The organism is Trichocoleus sp. ST-U2, from assembly GCF_039961875.1.
Lineage (GTDB): Bacteria > Cyanobacteriota > Cyanobacteriia > Cyanobacteriales > FACHB-T130 > FACHB-T130.
Genome location: NZ_JAMPJY010000024.1, coordinates 62,072 through 84,141 on the forward strand (window position 1 = coordinate 62,072; position 22,070 = coordinate 84,141).

The 22,070-nt window shown below is 46.5% G+C and carries 20 protein-coding genes; 11 read left to right on the plus strand and 9 right to left on the minus strand.

Annotated features, from left to right (window positions below; translation table 11 throughout):
- Positions 1-171: 171 nt before the first annotated feature.
- Positions 172-1,155, minus strand: coding sequence for a hypothetical protein (locus NC996_RS16745; RefSeq protein ID WP_190683811.1), 984 nt, complete (start codon positions 1,153-1,155; stop codon positions 172-174).
- 773 nt (positions 1,156-1,928) lie between these two features.
- On the opposite strand from NC996_RS16745, the gene NC996_RS16750 reads away from it, so the two are divergent.
- The 4 genes from NC996_RS16750 (at position 1,929) to NC996_RS16765 (ending at position 5,519) form a co-directional block, all read left to right on the plus strand.
- On the plus strand, positions 1,929-3,737 hold the full coding sequence (locus NC996_RS16750; RefSeq protein WP_339380227.1) for an ATP-binding protein: 1,809 nt from the start codon (positions 1,929-1,931) through the stop codon (positions 3,735-3,737).
- Between the two features lie 224 nt (positions 3,738-3,961).
- Positions 3,962-4,168 carry a hypothetical protein gene (locus NC996_RS16755; protein ID WP_190413078.1) on the plus strand — a complete coding sequence of 69 codons (207 nt, stop codon included), beginning with the start codon at positions 3,962-3,964 and terminating at the stop codon, positions 4,166-4,168.
- 296 nt (positions 4,169-4,464) lie between these two features.
- Positions 4,465-4,869 carry an endonuclease domain-containing protein gene (locus tag NC996_RS16760; protein WP_190683814.1) on the plus strand — a complete coding sequence of 135 codons (405 nt, stop codon included), beginning with the start codon at positions 4,465-4,467 and terminating at the stop codon, positions 4,867-4,869.
- A gap of 392 nt (positions 4,870-5,261) precedes the next feature.
- A complete protein-coding gene (locus NC996_RS16765; RefSeq protein WP_190683817.1) occupies positions 5,262-5,519 on the plus strand; it encodes a hypothetical protein in 258 nt (85 codons plus the stop codon).
- A gap of 501 nt (positions 5,520-6,020) precedes the next feature.
- Here NC996_RS16765 and NC996_RS16770 read toward each other — a convergent pair.
- The gene (locus NC996_RS16770) at positions 6,021-6,365 is read right to left on the minus strand and encodes a helix-turn-helix transcriptional regulator (protein WP_190533371.1); all 345 of its coding nucleotides are present in this window, start codon (positions 6,363-6,365) and stop codon (positions 6,021-6,023) included.
- A 564-nt stretch (positions 6,366-6,929) separates the two neighbouring features.
- Here NC996_RS16770 and NC996_RS16775 point away from each other — a divergent pair.
- The gene (locus tag NC996_RS16775) at positions 6,930-7,124 is read left to right on the plus strand and encodes a hypothetical protein (protein ID WP_190438634.1); all 195 of its coding nucleotides are present in this window, start codon (positions 6,930-6,932) and stop codon (positions 7,122-7,124) included.
- A 161-nt stretch (positions 7,125-7,285) separates the two neighbouring features.
- Here NC996_RS16775 and NC996_RS16780 read toward each other — a convergent pair whose 3' ends face one another.
- Both NC996_RS16780 and NC996_RS16785 read right to left on the minus strand, forming a co-directional pair.
- Positions 7,286-8,584 (minus strand): nucleotide disphospho-sugar-binding domain-containing protein, encoded by a 1,299-nt coding sequence (locus NC996_RS16780; protein ID WP_190683822.1) that lies wholly within the window; start codon positions 8,582-8,584, stop codon positions 7,286-7,288.
- Between the two features lie 579 nt (positions 8,585-9,163).
- Entirely contained in the window at positions 9,164-9,907 is a 744-nt protein-coding gene (locus NC996_RS16785) for a DUF2993 domain-containing protein (protein WP_190683825.1), read from the minus strand.
- 490 nt (positions 9,908-10,397) lie between these two features.
- Here NC996_RS16785 and NC996_RS16790 point away from each other — a divergent pair, with 490 nt between their 5' ends.
- Together NC996_RS16790 and NC996_RS16795 are read left to right on the plus strand one after the other, a co-directional pair.
- Positions 10,398-12,416, plus strand: coding sequence for a hypothetical protein (locus NC996_RS16790; protein ID WP_190683852.1), 2,019 nt, complete (start codon positions 10,398-10,400; stop codon positions 12,414-12,416).
- A gap of 122 nt (positions 12,417-12,538) precedes the next feature.
- Positions 12,539-13,198 carry an HAD family hydrolase gene (locus NC996_RS16795; protein WP_190438643.1) on the plus strand — a complete coding sequence of 220 codons (660 nt, stop codon included), beginning with the start codon at positions 12,539-12,541 and terminating at the stop codon, positions 13,196-13,198.
- Between the two features lie 125 nt (positions 13,199-13,323).
- On the opposite strand, the gene NC996_RS16800 is transcribed toward NC996_RS16795, so the two are convergent.
- The 3 genes from NC996_RS16800 to pdxH form a co-directional block, all read right to left on the minus strand.
- Entirely contained in the window at positions 13,324-13,788 is a 465-nt protein-coding gene (locus NC996_RS16800; protein WP_190683827.1) for a translation initiation factor, read from the minus strand.
- A 137-nt stretch (positions 13,789-13,925) separates the two neighbouring features.
- Positions 13,926-14,432 (minus strand): hypothetical protein, encoded by a 507-nt coding sequence (locus NC996_RS16805; RefSeq protein WP_190533353.1) that lies wholly within the window; start codon positions 14,430-14,432, stop codon positions 13,926-13,928.
- A gap of 391 nt (positions 14,433-14,823) precedes the next feature.
- Positions 14,824-15,468, minus strand: coding sequence for a pyridoxamine 5'-phosphate oxidase (gene pdxH / locus NC996_RS16810; RefSeq protein WP_190683830.1), 645 nt, complete (start codon positions 15,466-15,468; stop codon positions 14,824-14,826).
- A gap of 199 nt (positions 15,469-15,667) precedes the next feature.
- Here pdxH and NC996_RS16815 point away from each other — a divergent pair, with 199 nt between their 5' ends.
- Positions 15,668-16,753: an AI-2E family transporter gene (locus NC996_RS16815; protein WP_190683833.1), complete on the plus strand. Its 1,086-nt coding sequence runs from the start codon at positions 15,668-15,670 to the stop codon at positions 16,751-16,753.
- 197 nt (positions 16,754-16,950) lie between these two features.
- Here NC996_RS16815 and NC996_RS16820 read toward each other — a convergent pair whose 3' ends face one another.
- Positions 16,951-17,082: a hypothetical protein gene (locus NC996_RS16820; RefSeq protein ID WP_277878341.1), complete on the minus strand. Its 132-nt coding sequence runs from the start codon at positions 17,080-17,082 to the stop codon at positions 16,951-16,953.
- 54 nt (positions 17,083-17,136) lie between these two features.
- Here NC996_RS16820 and NC996_RS16825 point away from each other — a divergent pair, with 54 nt between their 5' ends.
- The 3 genes from NC996_RS16825 to NC996_RS16835 all read left to right on the plus strand — a co-directional run bounded on the left by NC996_RS16825 (position 17,137) and on the right by NC996_RS16835 (position 19,764).
- Complete coding sequence (locus NC996_RS16825) at positions 17,137-17,547, plus strand: LapA family protein (protein ID WP_190683836.1); 411 nt, start codon at positions 17,137-17,139, stop codon at positions 17,545-17,547.
- Between the two features lie 35 nt (positions 17,548-17,582).
- Positions 17,583-18,395, plus strand: coding sequence for a ScpA family protein (locus tag NC996_RS16830; protein WP_190413723.1), 813 nt, complete (start codon positions 17,583-17,585; stop codon positions 18,393-18,395).
- A gap of 199 nt (positions 18,396-18,594) precedes the next feature.
- Complete coding sequence (locus NC996_RS16835; protein WP_190413091.1) at positions 18,595-19,764, plus strand: NDP-sugar synthase; 1,170 nt, start codon at positions 18,595-18,597, stop codon at positions 19,762-19,764.
- 73 nt (positions 19,765-19,837) lie between these two features.
- Here NC996_RS16835 and speA read toward each other — a convergent pair whose 3' ends face one another.
- On the minus strand, positions 19,838-21,895 hold the full coding sequence (speA, locus tag NC996_RS16840) for a biosynthetic arginine decarboxylase (protein ID WP_339380229.1): 2,058 nt from the start codon (positions 21,893-21,895) through the stop codon (positions 19,838-19,840).
- Positions 21,896-22,070 lie beyond the last annotated feature (175 nt).

The following is a 22,070-nucleotide window of genomic DNA, read 5'->3' on the forward strand; positions in this document are numbered from 1 at the left end:
GCTAATTCTCAACCAAAACCTAATCGATGCTATTGCAGCAAGGTATCAACACACCTGTATTTTTGCAGGTGTGTAACGCGATCGCTCTCTACGCCACCCTACTTGATGGAGAGCGATCGCTTCCTACTTTTTTTCGCTCAAGCGATCGCTTCGCTCTCTACCCCACCATATTTAAAAGCTGTACGCAGTGTTTGACAGGCTCACCTTCTGCTCTGGCAAAGTCGTCCGGGTTTTCACTCTTTCGCTGTTCTGGTGCCGGATTATCTTTTCCAGTTTCAGGTCGCCATATTTAGCATAGAGCTGTTCGATCTCTTCATTCATCTGGTCGCACTCGGTTTGTAGCCGCTGATTTTGATGGCGTAACTGTTGAATTGCTTCCTTATGTTCTTGACAAGCTATCAGGTATGTTTGGCGAGAGTTTGCCAGTTCATCCTGTAGCCGCTGATTTTCCTGTTTTAGCTGCTCTAATTCCTTGGATTCAACCAAGATTTTCAAATGAACTTCTTTGGGAGCGCTTTGTTGAGTGCAAATCCTTTGATTCTTCTCAAGCTCTAGCCGAGAATTTGCCAGTTCATCTTGTAACCGCTGATTTTCCTGTCTCAGCTGCTCCAATTCTGTTAAATGAACCTCTTTGGCAGCACTTTGTTGAGTGCAAATACGTTGATTCTTCTCAAGCTCTAGGCGAGAGTTTGTTAGTTCGTCCTGTAACCGCTGAATTTCCTGTTTCAGATGGTGTACTTCCTGAGATTCACCAGGCAAATTTAAATGGACTTCTTGTATATAACTTTGCTGGCTGGAAGGACTATCATTTTTCGCAGTTTGTAGCAATTGCAACCCAATTTCTCTGAGTCGCACCAACGTTAAATCTTTGCTAAGCCCGATGTAACAGTGATATAGTTCGCCATTTACTTTCTTGTAGGCGTACCAAAAATCTCCATCGGTTTTAGTTTCTTTGCTAGCGATGAAATCAGATGTACGTTGATCGACTGGCTCAAATTTAAATGACTTAGAACTTGGTAAATTTAGCCATTGGAACCATTGCTCAGAATCCAGATGAATGTCTTCGAGTCGTTCACCCCGTCGTGGATCTTCTACCCAAAATTCTAATGTTGCCCTCTCGGTGAATGACCAAACCTTTGGTGTTTTAGCCGCCATGATTAAGTTACACAGATAAATTATTCGCAAAAGTAACAAGTTTCAGCATTTTCCCTGGTATCCCATGTAACTTTTCTTTTATTAGAGGTTAAAATTTTACGGTATCGCTGTTGCGATAAACGTATTGTTACTGAACCTCTTCAATGCACCCTACTTGTTTTCTAAGTAAATATACAAGGAATTTTCACTGACGAAGATTTTTTAATATTAAGTTTATACAATCTTTAAAATAGTCAGGAGTATTCTTGACACAATCTTCATAATTAGGAGCAGCCTGTAAGTTACTAAGGACAAGCTGCTATGTCTAGACTTGCAGGTATGCAAGCCCAAAAAAGAATCCCTCTTTTGGAGGAGAGAGGTGAAACGAAACGGCTGACTAACAAATTCCCTATGGGTTGGGTTGAGGTGCGTGTAACCCAAATGCAGCAAACGCTCGCTTTGTTTTTTCTCTCACACAGAGCCGACCTACGGCTGCTAGGCTGTCTCATAAGCACTTGATACAAGTACAAGCGTGGGATGAAAGCTGGACTTCCTAAAAGAATTCCGTGGGATTTTTATTCGGAAAAGTTGCACATCGCGTTAGTTTAATTAAAAAAATGTAGCTGAATCTCTAGATTAGATGTTTTGGCATTTTCTGTAAAATTTAAAATTACCAAATATCAGCGTTTTTTGCCTCGAAGGGGACTCTCTATCCCTAAAAATTAATTCAACTACTTAAATAATTTAAATTTCAGCCTAAAGATAGGTGAAGAAAAACCTTATGAGCTGCAATTGTGAAAAGAGTTCTGAAAAATCGACCACAACTCGATCCCAGCTCCTTCTCTAGAGTGAGACTCGATGGTAATGCTCCCCCCATGAAAGAGGAAGATAAAACTAAAAGTGAACTCATCGCTGAATTAGTAGCACTCCGCCAACGAGTTGCGGAGTTAGAGAAACGAGAAAATCAATATCAGCACTCAGAGAAGGCTTTGCGGTTAAACGAAGAGCGCTTCCTGATGTTGCTGGAAAACATGAAAGACTATGCAATTTTTTTCCTCGATCCCGACGGGCGTGTTATCAAGTGGGGAGCAGGGGCAGAAAGCATTTTAGGCTATCAGGAAGCAGAGATTTTGGGCAAATCTGGCTCCATAATTTTTACACCTGAAGATCGCGATCGCGGCGAAGACAGGAAAGAACGGGTAAAGGCATTAACGGAAGGTCGGGCTGAGAACGAACGCTGGCACGTCCGGAAGGATGGCAGCCGTTTCTGGGGCAGTGGCATTGTCACGTCTTTACGCGATGAGAGCGGACAGGTGCAAGGGTTGGCTAAAATCATGCGCGACTTCACGGAGCGCAAGCAAGCTGAAGAGGAACGGACTCGGTTACTTGCCCGCGCACAGGAGGCACGCACTCAGGCTGAATCAGCCAACCGGATGAAAGACGAGTTCCTGGCGACTCTTTCTCACGAACTGCGATCGCCCCTCAATGCGATGCTGGGGTGGACGAGTCTTCTCCGCACCCGAAAATTTGACGCGGCGACGACCGCTCGTGCTATCGAAACGATTGAGCGAAATGCCAAGGCGCAAGCACGTTTGATTGAGGATCTGCTGGATGTTTCGCGGATTATTCGAGGTCAACTCCGTCTCACAGTTCGCCCACTGGAACTGATTCCAGTCATTGAGTCAGCCATTAATACGGTACGTCCAGCAGCAGATGCCAAGAATATTCAAGTTCATCTGCTGCTGGATACTTTTGTGGGTTCAATTTCAGGAGATCCAGACCGCTTGCAGCAAATAATCTGGAATCTGCTCACCAACGCGATTAAGTTCACGCCCGAAGGCGGACGAGTTCAAGTTTACCTTCGAGGCGATCGCTCCCACGCCGAGATTTCAGTTAGGGATACGGGTGAGGGCATCAGTCCTGACTTTCTGCCTTACGTGTTTGACCGCTTTCGCCAAGCTGATAACTCTATCACCAGGTCTTATACAGGATTAGGGCTGGGATTGGCAATTGTCCGCCACTTGGTGGAACTACACGGAGGAACCGTGCGTGCTGAGAGTCCCGGAGAGGGGCAAGGGTCAACATTTATCGTGAAGTTGCCGCTTCTCAACAGTGCTGGGGTGAAAAAGAGGACTGAGGAAGAGGAATCTTTATGCAGTTCTCAATCTTCAGCACTCAATCCTCAAGAAAGTCCTCCCACCCTTTGGGAAAGTCCTCTTGATGGCTTGCAGATCCTTGTTGTTGATGATGAAGCTGATGCCCGTGAGTTGCTCAAGAGCATCCTAGAACAGTATGGAGCAGAAGCGATCGCTGCCGCCTCAGCCGAGGAAGCGATCGGAACTATCCAACAGTCAAAGCCAGATTTACTCATCAGTGACATTGGGATGCCAAACGAGGACGGCTACAGTCTAATTCGCCGGGTGAGGGCGCTAGAGGCGGAAAAAGGACAAATTCCATCTGTGGCGTTGACGGCTTATGTCAGAGTAGACGACCAAAAAGCAGCCCTTTCGGCAGGTTTTCAATCTCATGTCGCTAAACCCATTGATCCCACTGAGTTAATTGCGGTCGTCGCGTCCCTTGTCGGACGGACTGGAAATGTCTAATTTCATCGCTAGCAGCAAAAGTTTTAAATACCCAAAATACCAAAAACGAGCGTAAGTGTAGCGAATCCTCTTAGCTTTTAGTTTCCTCTCCAGTGGTATGAGATAGACGCAAAGACGGTATATCATCACGAGTGCGACTTCGGATATAAGCAAGGAGAGGGACGTAAATTTATCCTAAATTTTGCTTTCTTTAAAATGGTTCAGCAATTAGGAGAAACTTTTAAATGAAAGAGAATAGGATTACTCGAAAGCATCTGGTTTATAGTCTGCTAACGGGTCTGCTGATCGGCGCGATCGCTGGTACGCCGATCGGCTGGTTTACTCATCGTGCCTATGCTGAGCAACGTTTGGCTAAGAATTTAATTTGCCGAGAGCAACATCGAAATGAGCCTGTAGCGGTTGTGGAATCTATCTGCGGCTCAAGATTCTAAAGTTTTCTAATAATTGTCTTTGTGGGTGCGATCGCGCCCTTTTTTATTGCATCTAAAAGGATGCGATCGCATCCTGCTAATTTTCGCAGATTTGGATTTTTGCAGAGGATGCGATCGCCTACAATAATCAGTTAACAGATTTATAGCGGTTCTCGGTTATGTGAGGTACATTCTCAAAACTGGAAAGCTTGATAATAGTGAATTTTTGCGTACCTCACTCCTGTAAAAAACGCTATACCTAAAGTTAATTATTATTAACCCCCCTTTTTAAGGGGGGCAGGGGGGATCAAATCTATATGGCTAGCGAGCAAAACTTCAATAAAACAGATTTTCATCTACCCTACAATCCACAACTTGTACCACGAGCAAAAGAACTCCGCCAAAACATGACGCAAGCCGAGAAAAAACTTTGGTACGGCTACTTGAAAACTTTTAAGTTTCGGGTTTTGAGGCAGAGACCAATTGGTAACTTTATTGTTGATTTTTACTGTGCTGAGTTGAAGTTAGTTATAGAAGTTGATGGAAATAGTCATTTTACAGAGGAAGGACAAAATTATGACATGGAAAGAACACAAGTATTAGAAGGCTATGGGCTAAAAGTGATGAAATTTAATAATAGTGAAGTGCTGAGTAATTTGGAAGGTGTCTGTGGGCAGATAGAGGGGTTGATCCCCCCAACCCCCTTAATAAGGAGGGCTTAAGAGTCTAAGGAGTTGAGAGATCGAGCAATATTTTAGTAATCATACTTATTAATGTTGACTTATAAGCAAGCGCCAAGGGAATCTCTCAAAATAGCGATTGCATCTGGGATTAGCCTATTTGAAGAGAATGCGATTGCTTGAAACCAGTTAACCTATACCAGATTATTTAGATTGTAGTTTTCAAGTTCTATTCATTGCCATTTCCCGAAGTAATGAACGAAAGTGAAAGTCTCAATAAATGTGTAATATAGCAATTCGTGTCGAAGTTGTAAAATTCTCTTTTTCCTTTCTGGCTCGCCTTGGGACGTCTGGAGTGGTTCGTTTTTGAACGAATCAAATAGGACTGCTATAATTAAACTGTTACAGCTATATTGTTTTTTGGAGAATATTTAATGCAAGGTAGTAATAAAAATCAACCCCTAAGCGAAACTTATTTGAGGCAAGAACGTGAAAAAACCAATGTAAGCATTGAGATTGACGGGTATCCTAAAGATTCATGGGAAGCTCTAAAGTCTGTAGTTCTTCAAAACTCTCCTTCTAACAATAAAATATTTGAAGTTTTAGATAATAATAAGCAAGTAATAAAAGAATTTCCGAGCGCTCAAGCAGCAAGAGAATGGTTAAGTCAAAATAGATACATTTTAAGGTAGTGTATTAAGGTAAGAGGATGTTTGAAAAGTGCTTTTTTAGCGTTATCAGGTTAAATATCCTCTAAATCCCCTTTTTAGGGGGTAATTTAAATGTTTTCCCGCTTTTTAAGGGGGACTAGGATAGATATTTTTTCAAACATACTCTAATAATGGATACTTGCGAGAAATTATTTTCAAGTATTGGGGCAATTTTTAGTTAAAGATTTAACATTTTTTACTAAGCTAAAACATCATAATTTACTGGCTTAACCAAGTTACCTAAGCAGTTTTTTATCGCCTCTTCCTCAAGCTTACCTTTTGCTCTAATTAATTGTTGCCAAGATGTCTACGATACTAACAAAGTGCGATCGCATTCTCCCCTTCACCACTAAAAGGCGATCGCCTAATTTTCTTCTGAGTGAGATCGCTACCTTATCAACAAGTTAGGCAAATCGCCCAAACTTTTGTCAACTTTCGCTTTCTGATTAAAACTAGCCCAGAGCGAAGAAGTAACTGACACGTTCAGTCTCCGATGTTTGGGTTCCAAGCTTCCGTACCAATCAGCAGCAAATCTTCCAGCGTCAGAATACGATTCTCAGTCGGGTGTTCGGGTTTGAGAACATCTAAGAGTATCCACAAAATATCAGGTGCTGGTTTATTTAAGTTTCCATTCTCAATTCTTGAAATGGCTGCAATGCTCACCCCAAGAACTTTAGGCAATGGCTCTCCCAACCCTTCATAGAAGCGAGCCTCATACTCCTTCGTCTGTTCGCTCAACTTGTGGACACTCAAGCCTTTCGCTTCCCGACAGGCTCGTAAGAAGTTGCCCATCTGCCGCAGCCCTTCATCCGTAAACCTTCGTCTCAACGACTCTCTCTTCCTTATTACAGGTAAAACCGCTAGTAATCGCCTTTACTGCCTAAAACTAAGCTATCATGCCCTACTTTGCGACTATTCGTTTCAAGTTAGTAACTTGAATCATTTTATGTTACAATCTATAAAGAGGGTTAAATTTTTAACCTTCCAGTAATCCCCCAACAAAGTAGTATTTCCTGCTCATAGCTGCCGGAAATTAAGCTGGATGAGTGCTGTTTGTGCGAACGATAAGGTTCGCACGCCTGTACCCATCTACCCAATCAAATATCTATGAACAAATCCAAAGCGACAGAAGCACTGCGGGTAGCGCCGGGAATTGCTGCTATCAAAGCAGCACTGAACCAACGCAGCGATCACATCTGCTTTCCTCCATAAACAGCCCATCTGGACTGTCTGGGTTACAGATAAAACACCAATACTAGCTGGCATTTTAGCGCAACCCTATCAATAGATGGGGACTGCACTCGCAAAAGAACGATAGCGATCGCCACACCCTTATCGCCATCCTTCAAAGCACATTCATCAAAAAACCCTAGGTATCATCGGGAAAATTTTATGACCTACTTTAACCAGCTTCACCCTTGGTGCCTAATGCGTCGCGTACCCAAGTTGCAATCCTCGGTTGTTGCTCGTTTTCGCCGCCGCTGTGACGCAGAAGCCCATCAGCGAGTCCTCCAACGCTTGGGTTCAACCGAAAGCTACAACATCGTTTTCGACGTGGCAGCAAAAGCTGCCGAAGTTACGACCTAAATAAAATCACCTCAAAAAACTCTCATCATCACTTCAGTTGATGTATAGAGTTTTATTTTGCTAACAGGATAGAACGCCAGCGTTCTATCCTGTTTTTTCATTAGAGGATTAGCCAACCATCACCGAAGCAGAGTCGCGGCGGACAATTCACTTGATAGAGTTCACGCAACGCTCCTAGATACACTGGACGTTAATTGCGGCACTGGATGCTTGAACCCGACAGCCTGCTCAACAACATCAGCAGCTCGCTTCACGCCGCCTGATTGACGGATAGCCTGTTGGAGCCGAAATGCATTGTTTGAGTAAGAATCCTCCGTAAGCACTCGTTGAATCGCGCCTCGCAACTTAGAAATGCTCAGACCGTCTGAAGGAACCACCTCACCCGTACCTGTCCATTGGATTCGCGCTCCAGTTCCTGGCTGTTCATAGGTGATGGGGATGGCAACCAGAGGAACCCCGTGGCTGAGCGAATCGAGTACTGTGTTCAGTCCCCCGTGCGTGATGGTTAACCTTGTTTTAGAAATCAATTCCATCTGAGGGGCATACTCTACAACCAGCGGCGAACCGGGCATCCTTTCAACCGCTTCTACATTCATCCCACCTCCATAAGAGAGAACCAGTTGAACATCCAGTCCAACGCAAGCTTCTGCAATGCAGGAGAAAATTTCCTGTTTGGTACTCTGCACAGTCCCCAGCGAAGCGTAAATTAGGGGCTGTCCGGTCAACCGTTCATAGGGAAAGGGAATTGTTCGCGGTGACGCATTACGGAATGGCCCAGTGTAATAGAAGTTTTCTGGCAGGTTGGCGCAGGGAAAATCAAAAGCAGCAGGCTGTTGACTGATGTGGGCAAGTCGAGAACAGGAGAGACTGAAGCCTTGTTTCAGGGGCAACTTCCACGCTGCGCGATACTCATTTAGAGCTTTCTGAATCGGCTTGCTATTGCGATCTAATAGGTAATAAGCAGCTAGATTGCGAAGACGCGCCCACCAGGTATTCTGGTAGCTCCAGCCCATAAAAAAGGGGGGAACATCTGCCTGTCGGCGGATAGCTTGGGCGCAGCACACAGTAATAAAAGGGATATTGAGGGATTCAGCTACAACTTCACCCGCTGGTTCAAGCTGATCCACCAGCAGTGCTTCAATCCCCGCCGCTTGAATGGCATCGGGGGCATCTTGGCAGAACATTTCACTCACCTGTTGGCACAAGGTGACTGAATAACGGAGTGACTCTAGACGGCTCAATTGAGCGAGTTGCGCGAAGGACTCCGCAAGAAATCCGGGTCGATAAATCCCCTGCCCAATCGGATAAAAGTTTAGCCCTTCTGAGCGTACAGATGCCTCTAGATCCGGTATTTGCAGGAAAGTGACGCGATGACCGCGTTGTTGCAATTCTCGTCCCAACGCTGCCAAGGGGTTCAAATGACCTGAAAAAGGCGGGCAAATTACACCAAAGTGAGTCATGGGTCGGCTTAGATAGAGTTTTAACAATGAAGCGGTCTATTTAAAGCTCCTGCAAGCACGCCACGCCTAAGGCTCAGACCCTATCCTCATAAAGCGGAGGTAATCTTACTTATTAGCAAGCAATCCTGCTTCTTTTTAGGAAACCCACGGTATGAACGCACTTCTTTTAAGCCTTGTAAGCAAAGACAAGTTCCTGATATCTCTACTGAGGGTTTTGGTTTTAGGTCAGCGTTATCCAGTCAGGGAAAAATACAAAAAGTAATCAACATAAGTAAGCCTCAAGAGCAACCAGTCGGTTAACTGATGATGCTACTTAGGAGATTAAAATCATAAGACTGGGAGCTTCTAAACCAAAATCAATAACAGGAGCGCAGAACCGGATAAAATAGACCTATTGGTTTCGGGTATTAAAAAATTCAGAGAAATAATCCGTTGTTAGCCTGTTAGGAACTAAAGTACCTGCTACTAATTCACTTCTACTTCTAGCTAAAGAATGGTAGTCCTGTTAAGTTAAATTGTAACTTTAAACACCAAAATTATTTGTAAACAAAAATTTACTCAAACTTGTGTAATGTCGGCTTAAGAGGAAGGAATCTGCTCAATATGAATGGCGGCTTGCAAAGTTAACTTACCTGCCACTACATCAATCTGCTGAAATTGCCGTGACATCCCTTTTTTGTCAAAGTCACGCAGGCTTAAAACTTCGCTTACTTGTGCGACCAAAACATCTGTTAGTTGTGGTGGGAGTTCCTTCCCCTCTAAATAATTCACATCTTGGAGGACAATTTCTTGCCCCTCAGCTCCAATAAGAGGTGTGGCTGTGAAGGAAAGTTGCTGAACTTGTCCAGTTTTATCCAGAATTAGCTCGGACTTCAAAGCTATATTGCCGTCTGATAGTAGAGAAAAGTTTACTTTTTGGATATGGATCGCTAGGTTTTTATTCTCAATAAAAATTTGATTCTGGTGCAAATGTTCCTGGAAAAATTCGGATTTGAAAGCATGGGTAAGATTCTCTTCACTGATAACAACGCGAAGTGTTCCTTCAGAAGGCTTGGTTAATTTGATTTTGCCGATTAGGGCAAGACGAGGTTTGACACTAATCCGATTAATTTCTATTTGTAATTCTTCCGAGGGCAAAAAATTTTGTATAACTAGACCATTGATATTAATAGCGATAAAATCAACTTCACCACGGGCAAGTTTGCTTAGATCCGTCTTGATCTGAACTTTTAATTCTTCTACTATTCCCAGTTGGCTTGCCAGCGCCATTTCTGCTAGCTTGTTAAGCGTTTGTTCTCCCAATCCAGCTTTATCTTGAGTCACGCTACTTCTCCTATTGCCCTATCACTGCTCAATCTAGGCAATTCGCTTGAAAAAGTGTATCTACCTGATGACAGAAGCAATGCTAGGGCTACAGTTTTAGCTATCGAATAAGCCGATAAAGTGGTGATGATGGGGTTGTTTAAACCTTTCAGAAATTCATCTGAATCGTAGATTATTAAAGCAGTACCATTCTAGAAATCAGGTCTTTTTGTGAACCTCCTGTGCTGTCAAAACTTGTGATGACAACAAGCGTGGAAAGCCCCCGATCTGCTGGAATGCGGAGCTTTCCACTGCTGACAAAATCATCCTGGGAATGTACTGTATCAACAACACGCGATCGCGATTGTGCTAATTTTGCTAAGAAACCTCCGCTTTTTTGAGTGTAAAAATATACACTCAGGCGGTTCAGCCTCCAGACAGACGAGAGACAGCGTTTGTCGCTTTAAAGTAGCGGAGGTAATTGATAGCTTTGCGAGGCATCGTGCGTTCGATGAAGGTGTTGCCGAAGGTACCGCGCCCATTTTTCCTGCTAGCTTTAGTGGTTGTTGTCATCAGCTTTTTGGCTTTTCAAATTGAGCTAGCGATTCCCGCAACACCTAGCCGCTACAACACCTTGACACCCCTCACGAAGCTTGCACCGCAGGAGATCGGTTCCTATGATGTGTTGGGATATGCGATCGCCAAAGACGAAGCCCAAAGTTTGCTGCAAACGGAGGAAGGGCGCAAGCAACTTTCACTGGAGAATGGGGCAGTTGCGGTTACTGAGGACTTAGTTAACCTGGGACGCAAAGCTTTTTACTCAGAAACTTTTAAAGATCAGGTATTTCAGACCGATGTTGTCGGGGCGCTGAATGGGCCAATCAACCTGGTAACGATGACGAAAGCGATCGCGCGACTGGGAGGAAAACATACCACCAACCTCCAGATTCCCATCGATAAAGATGTCACCATCGGCAGGAGAACTTTTACCGCCGGAACCTTGCTGAACACCGGAATGGACGTGCCTGCTGGTTCAATTCTGCCCTTGGGAATGCGTACCAGCATTGAGAAGGGTAAGGTTCGAGTCGGCATCACCTGCGCCTTGTGTCATGCAGCAATCGATAGCAGAAGTGGGCGCGTTATCGAAGGTGCGCCGAACAACGATGTCGATCCCGGCTTAGTCTTGGCAATGGCTACGAACTCCGCCGCCATGTTTCGCCAGACGGGTGTGAATCCCACTAAACTTCCCTTAGGCGATCGCACTTACATCAACGCTGATGGGGAAATCGCCCGTCTCCCAGATGTTCAAGCCGTAGAAGATGCCGTCGATGCCGATTTGCTCAGTTGGCCTCCAGGGAACTTTGATTCTACCGGCAACATGGTCAACAATCCCTCCCAGAATCCTTCCTCCTATACCCACAAAGCTTGGCCCTACGGCTGGAGTGGAAACGCTGCCATTGGCTGGTTTCACGGACTGACTACCCTCAACAGCAACGTTCACGGCACCAATTCCGACGCGACAACCGGGGCTGATTCCAGCCAAGCGTTACTAAATATTGACAAAGAGACCTATTTGGGAATTCTTTTTCAAAATTCAGCCAATCAAGCTTTCCGGTTGCCAGAAGGTGCAAAACCATCAGAATTCTTTGAAAAAATCGATCCCACACCAGGGGAACCGGGAATGAACCAGGTAATTAAGATGCCTGGATACCCGAAAGGTTCGCCTTTTATTTTGGATGGGTTGATGGCAAACTCGCCGGGATTCCCAGTCGGCGAACAACTTAACGGAATATCAGCATTTCAGAATAGCTTGGCACCGCCACCCGTTCAAACTGCTAGTACAGACACCCTGAAGCGGGGTGCAGCCATCTTCTCAAAAGCTGGTTGCGTTGAGTGTCATAGCGGACGCTACTTCACCAACCATGAAGTAATTGCAGCAAATGAGATTGGAACTCAGCCCTCACGGGGTCCGGCACAAGCACCCTTTGCCCGCATCTTGATAGAACCCCAAACTTATCCTAGTAACGTCCCAGTCCCCTTGCCGCCCGATCCGCCGGTGCTATCAGTACCGACCGATATCACGCCACAGCGATCGCTAGAATTAGCCTTTGCCATCAGCAACCCAGCCGGTGGTTACAAGGTACCTAGCTTAATTGGACTTGCCGTAACCGCACCTTATCTCCATGATGGCGGTGTGGCAGCTAGTTCCGAAGCACTGAAGCGAGATAAAGACGGCTTTAAAGTCGCCGATCCCAATCAACTAGGCATGGCAGGTACGTTGCTTAACAATATCCAGCCCGATCCCAGCGCAAGTTTGCGAGTGCTGCTGGATCGCAACCTGCGTGAAACAACGGTAGCCGTTAACCGGGCAAATTCTGACTTACAACAGTCGAATGTAGACGGCAGCGGACACGCTTATTGGGTAGACACCGAGGCAGGTTTCACTTCCCAAGATCAGACCGATATCATTCAATTCCTCCTCTCGTTGGATGATGACCCGGAAGTGCTGCCAGCGGTAGCCTCAAATTAGCGATCGCGTTTTTTCTTCGTCCCGATTCAGGGGCTGAAAGGAGCGAAACGAGAATCAAAGCAGAGAAAATCCCGCTTTAAAAAGGGGGACAAATACAACCAAAATCCAAAGGTAATACAACCATGACAGTGCAAGGCGTAATTTTAGATATCGATGGTACGCTGGTTCTGAGCAATGATGCCCATGCTCAAGCTTGGGTTGAGGGATTTGCAACGTATGGTTATGACGTACCCTTCGAGAAAGTTCGACCGCTGATTGGAATGGGTGGCGATCACGTCATCCCAGCAATGGTGCCAGAATTAAATGACGAAGACGGAGATGGGAAAGCCGTTTCTCAGAAGCGTCGAGAACTAATGGTCAACCGCTTTGCACCAACACTGTCTCCTACAGACGGCGCAAGAGACCTGATCTTGAAAATGCAGGAGGCTGGATTAAAGCTGATTATCGCTACCTCTGCATCAAGTCAAGAACTCTCCCCGTTGCTGAAAGCCGCACAAGTTGACGATCTACTGGATGAAGCGACAACTTCTAGCGATGCCGATGCCTCTAAACCAGCACCAGACATCGTGGAAGCAGCATTGAAGAAGATGCAAATGGAACCCAATCAAGTAGTGATGATTGCCGATACTCCCTACGATATTGAATCTGCAAATAAAGCTGGTGTGGGTGTAATTGCGGTGCGTTCTGGTGGCTTTGACGATAATCAACTCAAGGGTGCGATCGCTATCTACGATCACCCCGCCGATCTATTAGCCAATTATGACAATTCTCCCTTGATCTAAACACGGTAAGGTCTGTTTTTTTCAACTCCCTACATTTAGTGAAAAGGCAGTAACGAATTCCGTTACTGCCTTTTTACTTGCTTTTTTACGATTGTGTGCAACTTCTAGTTGCTAACAGCTTTAGCTTACCAGCCGCTACTTTCCTGGTCTGCCGGATCGCCGTAAGGATCTTCGCTTGCGGGACGAACATCTCCGAACTGCCCTTGGTAATCTGCTGGATCGCCGTAGGGATCTTCGCTTGCAGGACGGACATCTCCAAACTGCCCTTGTCCGAACTGCCCTTGGTAGTCTGCCGGATCGCCGTAGGGATCTTCGCTGGCGGGACGAACATCGCCAAACTGCCCATAATTTCCTGGATCGCCGTAGGGATCTTCGCTAGCGGGACGGACATCACCAAACTGCCCTTGGTAGCCAGGATCGCCAAAGGGATCTTCACTCGCGGGGCGGACATCGCCATACTGCCCATAATTTCCTGGATCGCCAAAGGGGTCTTCACTCGCGGGGCGGACTTCCCGATCGTCGTAGTTGGTCGCGTCTTGGTCGTTACCAAGCAAGGCATCCTGCATCTTTCTGATAAACCCGTCTACCATGATTTGTCTCCTTTTTCAATTGCTATGTGAAACGGCTATGTAGAGGGTACAGATTGATTCCTCATTGCCGTTGTGGATCTTGGCGTTTTTATGGCTGGTCGGGCGATCGCATATCTGCAACCCAGACATAGCAGCGCTTACTGTGCTGGAACCGGAACCGGGGCATCAGCTTCAGCCAGTCCCGTCAGGTCGCGCCCTGTGGGTCTGTTGTTATAGCCCTGGAATTCACGGTACTGTCGCGCTTCTTCCTCCGAAACTTGAATTCCTCCCGGTGGCGGCGTTACCCAGTGAGGGCGATTCTGGGCATCCCGGTAGTAAACGCGACCGTTCTTAGAAAGGTAGTATTTCCCCTGCGCCCCCTGCTGTTGCTTGTTCTTATTCTTGTTGTAAAGATAGTAAAGTGCCGCCGCTCCCGCCAAAGTGATTGCCACTTTCTGACCCGTTGATAATCCTTTCTTGGCTTGGGGTTGGTTGGTGGGGGGAGGATTTGTCACTGTTCCACCCCGCGTATCGTCAACAGGTGGCGGTGGAGTGTTAGTCTGCGACTCACCGCAAGCATTTAAAAACGGAACCATTAGCAACGCTGAAAGCAGCAGCGCCATTGGGCGTAAAAATCTTTGACGCTGTGGGGCTATTGTATTCATCAATTTCCTGTTCTCCCTCCGTTACAGGATGTCTTGTTATGACGCACTCATGAGGAAAACTTGCACTGTTCCAAAAACACTTTTTTCTTCAATAAATTTCCAACAACAAGTTTAGAAATTGAGTATTTACCGCTGACCGACAACAGCACAAGTTAGTGTTTTTGTTTCCACCCAATCATGAGGCAAGTTAAGAATAATTCCCTACAGCTCTAGATAGAATTTTGAGTAAAGGCTTCATCCAAGAGGAATAGACACGACAGCCATTTACCAACTCGGTCAGCTTCGGAAGAAAGGAGAAATACACAAAAATCAACCCCACGTATTGCTTATAAGCATTGCTTATAAAGATAGGGTTTGCCTGTTTTTATGGGCTTTCTGAAAGTATTCTTTCTTAAGGTGATAATCGCTCAATTACCCAGTTGCCATCGTCACCTCGTCGATAGTGCAAGCGATCGTGCAGGCGACTCGGACGCCCCTGCCAAAACTCAATTGTTGTAGGAATGACTCGAAAGCCTCCCCAATGGGGCGGTCGAGGAATTTCCCGATTTTCATATTGCTCTTTGAGTTCCTGCAAGCGTTGCTCAAGGATCTCGCGGTTTTCAATGACTTGGCTTTGCCGCGAAGCCCAAGCCCCCAATTGGCTTAAGAGCGGACGGCTGTGAAAATAAGCTTCTGATTCAGCATCTGAAACCTTCTCCACTTGCCCCTCAATCCGCACTTGGCGTTCCAGTTCCGCCCACCAGAAGACTAAGGACGCCCACGGATTGACGAGAAGTTGTTGTGATTTTTGACTCTCGTAGTTCGTGTAGAACACAAAGCCTTGTTCGTCGAAGTCCTTGAGCAACACCATTCTGGCGCTAGGCTTGCCATCAGCCCCAACGGTCGCAACAGTCATGGCATTGGGTTCGAGAAGTTCCGCTGCCCGTGCTTGGTCAAACCAAGTTTTAAATTGTTGAAAGGGATTGGGGTCGCTATCCGCTTTGCTCAGTCCAAATCGGGTGTAATTTTTACGCAGATCGGCTACGCTTGTATCCATCTTTATATTTTTTCAATCCCTAATTTAAGTATTTTAAAGTCTTGCTTGACCCCAGTTTTCATACATCCTACAAAAAAATTTATCGCTTGCGGCTATATTCATAGACTTTAGACTTTAGACTGGCTATGGGTTAGAGTGTAAAGTCTAGCCAGTCGTTCTACGAGTACCTAGGGAGCCACTGCTACAGGTTGTGAGTGCAATGCGCCGTTCAGCAAATCTTCAACGCCTGCTGATTCTCGGTTTGACCGGCCCGATTGTGGCTCTCAATATCTGGGTCTTGTCCCAGATATTTCGCTATTTTGAACATCTCATTACTATCCTTACCATTGCGGCAATCCTGGCTTTTTTACTGAATTACCCGGTACGGATGTTAGAGCGGGTTCGCTTCAGTCGGACACAGGCGGTGATTATCGTTTTGGTAGTGACTTTAGCGGTGCTTGTCGTGTTGGGCGTGACTCTGGTGCCGATATTGGTAGATCAAACGACTCAACTGTTAAAAAACATCCCAGATTGGTTAGAGGCAAGCAATCAAAATTTAGATCAGTTGGATGCCTGGACAAAAACTCGTCGTTTGCCTTTGGATCTTAAAGCGTTTGGCCTTCGCATCAGCTACCGGATCGAAAGTCAAGCGCAGGCTCTAGCAAGTCAGGCGTTTGGAGTGGCGCTAGGGACGTTGACCGGATTAATTGATGTCGTGTTCGTGGTGGTGCTGGCGTTTTATATGTTGCTGTATGGTGATCGCTTGTGGAAGGGTTTGTTTAATCTCCTTCCGTCTCAGATCGGTCTGCCGTTGAGCGAATCCCTGCGGCTAAACTTTCAGAATTTTTTCATTACGCAAGTCCTCCTAGGACTGTTTATGATGGCAACGCTAACGCCAATCTTTTTGACTCTGAACCTGCCGTTTGCGCTCTTGTTTGGTTTGTTAATTGGGGTTGCCGAACTCATTCCCTTTATCGGTGCCACCTTGGGGATTGGGATGGTGACGCTTTTGGTGATGCTGCAAGATTTTTGGTTAGCCGTTTGGGTCGCGATCGCATCGATTTTCATGCAGCAGATCAAAGATAACGTCCTTGCTCCTAAGTTAATGGGCGATTTCACCGGACTTAATCCAATCTGGATCTTTATCGCTTTATTGATCGGAGGTCAGATAGCGGGACTGTTGGGAGTTCTCGTGTCCGTGCCCCTCGCGGGTACGATTAAGGACACTATCGATACCCTCCGCCTTTTGCGTCAGCCTTCAGTTGTGACGACAGAGACGGTTTCCCGAAACCCTAATGACATCTGAAGGATTATCAGAATAAATACCGCCCTAAAAGCTATCAGCACTACAAACCAAGCAAAGATGCGCTTGGCAACTCAAAAAAGATTCTGCACGATCCCCAATATTGGTTGGTGTGTGCCATTCCAAAACTTTTATTGTTGTTCGATGAGGAGAAATCGGCTTCTACTTGTCATACGAAATAAGCGCGATCGCTCTTGCACTCAGACAACATTAACAGGTACCCCTTTTGGGTTCAAGATTTTCTCAAAACTGGCGAGTGTATGCACTTGGCGTAGACGTAGAGTAGGATAGGTGAGACTCAAATCCTTCTCATCCTTAAATAGGGAATTCATCTCGTTCTTCCTTGTAAAATTGGCAAGGGATCTGCATTGTTTAGGAGTTCATTGATGCGACAGATTAATTTTTTGCTGATCTTCGCGGTGTTACTAGCGCTAGTTTTATTCAGCTTAGAAAATACCGAACCTGCCGCCATTCAAATTGTTCAAGGTGTCGAAGTGCAAGCGCCCTTGTGTATTGAACTGATTCTGGCGATGGGTCTTGGAGCTGTCTTAGCGTGGATTTTTAGTATCTGGGCGCGGTTGGTGCGAAGTCTAGAATCTGGAAAACAATTGCGTCAGATGCGTGCCAAAGACGAGCGCATCCAAGAATTAGAGGAAAATATTGAACACTACAAGGCAGAAATTGAAGAGAGACAAAGTCTGCCCTTAAACGCGACCCTCCAGACTGAAAACACAGAGGTAGTTGGAGGGAAGCTAGCAAGTCTCGCGGCAGCAAAAGAACAGGAATCCCTTGCCTAATCAATTTAGCTTCATTTGAGCTTGAGTTTATGCCGATGACCATTGGCCCAGCCCAGGAAGCGATCGCCCTTTTAATCGATTTGGCTCAGCGGGGAGAAATCGACCCTTGGGATGTCCAAGTGATTGAGGCGATCGATCGATGTTTATTGGAATTGGAGAAAGCTGGGGAGAAGCTCTCTGGCACATTTGAAGTAGAGCTGTCCCAATCCGGGCAGGCGTTTCTGTATGCGTCCATGCTGGTATTGCTCAAGGCGGATACCCTGTTTTCGCAATCGCTCCCAGACAATCTCGAACCCACTGAGGACGAGCTGGACGACACCGCCGCCGATCCCAGACAATTGCCAACGCGGTTGGAGCGCCATTTGCGACGCCGAGGGACAGCAATGCCTCCCCAAACTCGTCGCGTAACCCTACACGAATTAATCGAACAGCTACAGCAAATAGCCACGGTACTGGAAGAAAAACCTGCTGGCCCAAACGCGATTAAAGACCCAAGTTACCGTTCCCAGTCTCGTTCCCAAACCGCCCGCGCGATCGCTGCCCTCGCTCACCAAGAAAATCTGACCGAAACCGCAGCTCACCTAGATCGGTTTTTGAGCAGTCATTGGCCCCAAATGTCCCCCGGTCAGGATTGGCTGGAATTAGACCAGCTGTTAGAGTTATGGGCAGGGGTAAAACAACGGTCAGCACCGTTAAACGCGCATCAATTGCCTGAAGAGGTGGAGACTGCGCCGAAACACAATGACCGAGTGGGAGTTTTTTGGGCGCTGTTACTCCTGTCTGCTCAGTCTAAGGTAGAGTTAGCCCAAGAGGAGTTCTACCAAGACCTAAAAATCCGAACGCTGTAGCGATGATTCTGTACTGTAACAGGGGCGCATTCAGTTCCTGCCGGTATGTTGATTAAACGCTAGGGTGAGAAACATCTAGAATATCGACAAGGTCAATCGACTAAAATATTTGACCAGCCATCCCTTGCCTCCAGTGAAGGGATGGGATACAGCTAAATTGCACGAAAACAAAGTGGCCTAGGTTGAGGAAAAAATATTCATGAAAGCCATGATTCTGGCGGCTGGTAAAGGTACCCGCGTTCGTCCGATTACCTACACCATTCCCAAACCTTTAATTCCCATTCTGCAAAAACCAGTGATGGAGTTCTTGGTGGAACTACTCAGGCAGCATGGGTTTGACCAGATCATGGTCAATGTCAGCCACCTGGCTAACGAAATTGAAAGCTATTTCCGGGATGGTCAGCGTTTTGGGGTGCAAATTGGCTATTCCTTTGAAGGACGGATTGAAGAAAATGGCGACTTGATCGGCGAAGCGGTCGGTTCTGCTGGCGGGATGCGTCGCATCCAAGATTTTTCTCCGTTTTTTGATGACACCTTTGTGGTGCTGTGCGGAGATGCGTTGATCGATTTGGATCTGACCGCAGCGGTGAAGTGGCACAAAGAAAAAGGCTCGATCGCGACGATTGTGATGAAATCAGTGCCACAGAATGAGGTTTCCAGTTATGGAGTCGTCGTCACCGATGAAGAGGGACGAATTAAAGCCTTCCAAGAAAAACCATCAGTGGAGGAAGCGCTCAGTACCAATATCAATACCGGGATTTATATTTTCGAGCCAGAAATCTTAAATTACATCCCTTCTGGCGAGGAGTACGATATCGGGGGTCAGTTATTCCCCAAACTGGTAGAAATGGGTGCGCCTTTCTACGGAATCCCGATGGACTTCCAGTGGGTGGATATTGGCAAAGTGCCAGACTACTGGCAGGCAATTCGCAGCGTGTTACTGGGAGAAGTCAAAAATGTGGCAATTCCCGGACAGAAAGTGGCTCCCGGTATTTATACCGGATTAAATGTAGCGGTGAACTGGGACAAGGTTGACATCACAGGCCCAGTCTACATTGGTGCCATGACACGCATTGAAGATGGAGCCAAGATTGTCGGTCCCACCTACATCGGACCCAATTGCTGGGTGTGCAGCGGTGCCAAGGTGGAAAATAGCGTGATTTTTGAATACTCCCGCCTAGGCCCAGGAGTGCGCTTAGTCGATAAGCTGGTGTTCGGACGTTACTGCGTGGATAAGACAGGTGCCACGATTGATGTCCAAGCAGCAGCCCTCGATTGGCTGATTAACGATGCTCGTCAAGTTCTGCCCTCTAATCCGCCAGCAGAACGGCAAGCGATCGCCGATCTGCTGGGGATGGAAGCGATTTAAATCATCGGTCAGCGATCATTGGGAAATGGGTAGTGGGTCACAAGTGGATTCTCTACCCATTTCTCATTACTCATCAGGACGACAGATAAGTGTACCGACTGAGACTCTGCTCGTAGTTTTGCAGCAATCGCTGGGATTCCTGAATGGTAATGCGCTTATCCATAAGCGCTTGTTCGCATAGCCGACGAATCTGCTCAATCAGATCCTCAGAATCGTACTGTACGTAACCCAAGACTTCCTTCATGGTGTCACCTTTGACGACATGTTCAATCCTGTAAGCCTTGGGCGTCAAATGAATGTGAATCGTGTTGGTATCGCCAAACAAGTTGTGCAGATTGCCCATAATTTCCTGGTAAGCTCCATTCAAGAACATCCCCAGGTAGTAGGGTTCGTCAGGCTTCAGCGTATGCAGTTCTAAAACCGACTTGACATCTCTGAGGTCGATAAACCGATCGATTTTGCCATCGCTGTCGCAGGTGAGGTCTGCCAAAATTCCCCGCCGTGTTGGTTCCTCATCCAGCCGATGAATCGGCATGATGGGAAACAGCTGGTCAATTGCCCAACAATCCGGCGCTGATTGGAAGACAGACAGGTTGATATAGTAGATGGAAGCCATAATTTTTTCTAGGTCTTCCAATTCGTCGGGAACGTATTCCTGCTTCCTGGTAATCGCTAGAATTTTTTCACAACAAGCCCAGTAAAGACGCTCGGCTCTGGCTCGTTCGGTGAGGCGCAAAATCCCCAAATTAAATCGGCTGATGGCTTCTTCTTTGAATTGAGCGGCGTCGTGGTATAGCTCTTGGAAATTCTCTTCGTTTATAGATTGGTAGGTTTCCCAGAGGTAATTAATAATCGGAGATTCACCCTCTTTTGGGGGTTCGGGTGCCCCGGATGGGACATCGCTGGTGCCGAGAACATCAAAAATCAGCACCGACTGATGGGAAGCGATCGCTCTCCCACTCTCGCTAATCAGCGTGGGAACGGGTAACTGGTGTTCGGCACAAGCTTCTTTCAACTCTGCCACGATATCGTTGGCATAGTTCTGCATATTGTAATTTTTGGAAGCGTAGAAATTGGTTTGAGAGCCGTCGTAATCCACGCCCAAACCGCCGCCGACATCGAGATATTTCATGTCAGCCCCCAGCTTGGCTAACTCGACGTAAATCCGGCTAGCTTCTTGGATGGCATCTTTGATGACGTTGATCGCAGAAATCTGAGAGCCAATGTGGAAGTGCAACAATTGCAGCGAATCCAGCAAGTCAGCGTCTCGTAATTCGTTGACCGCGTGAATGATTTCGGGAATGGTCAAACCAAATTTAGCGCGATCGCCCGTAGATCCTCCCCAGCGTCCCACGCCTTGGGTACTCAGCTTTGCCCGGATGCCCAAAATTGGCTTAATGCCCAACTGACGGCTGGCTTCAATACACAGCTGTACTTCTTCAACCTGCTCTAAAACGATCAGCGGCGTTTGCCCCAGTCGAGACGCTAACATCGCCGTTTCGATGTATTCTCGGTCTTTATAGCCATTGCAGATGAGTAATGCCCCAGGCGTATCCAACATTGCCAAAGCAATCATCATCTCTGGCTTCGAGCCAGCTTCCAAGCCAAACTGATGGGGTTTACCAAACCGCACCAAATCCTCAACCAAGTGTCGCTGCTGGTTGCACTTGACCGGAAAGACACCTTTGTAAGTACCGGAATAGTTGTAACGCGCGATCGCTTTCGCAAAACAAGCATTTAATCGCTCAATCCGGTCTTCTAAAATATCTGAAAAGCGAATCAGCAGTGGTAGCCCCAGATTGCGCTGCTTCAGGGCGTTGACCAGTTCAAATAAATCTAAAGACCCACCGCGCTCTCCCTTGGGAGAAACTGTAACGTGACCGGCTGCATTAATCGAAAAGTACGGTTGACCCCAACCTTCAATCCGATACAGGTTCTCACTGTTTTCTATTGACCAGGATTGGGGCAAGCTTTCACGGCTTAGCCGAGTTAAAGCCATATCATGTTTTTCCCGTCCTGCATTTCTCCGGGCAAGGGCACCGGAGGTGCCACGGCGATTCGATGAACTTTGTGCCACAATTTCTTCTTCTGATGGCTCTTCTTCAATTGCAGGCGTAAACTGCTCGCCCATTTTTTTATCTATCCTCCCTGTGCCCTGTCGAGTAGCTAGTCTATCGCATTCATTTATCATAGGCAGGTGTCTTGTCTTGAATCAGTACCTGCGGTTGGATGTCTGCTTAATCCCATTGTTACCAAAATTTGTATTTGGGGATTGGGGATAAGTAATTCTCTGCTTTGAGAACTCT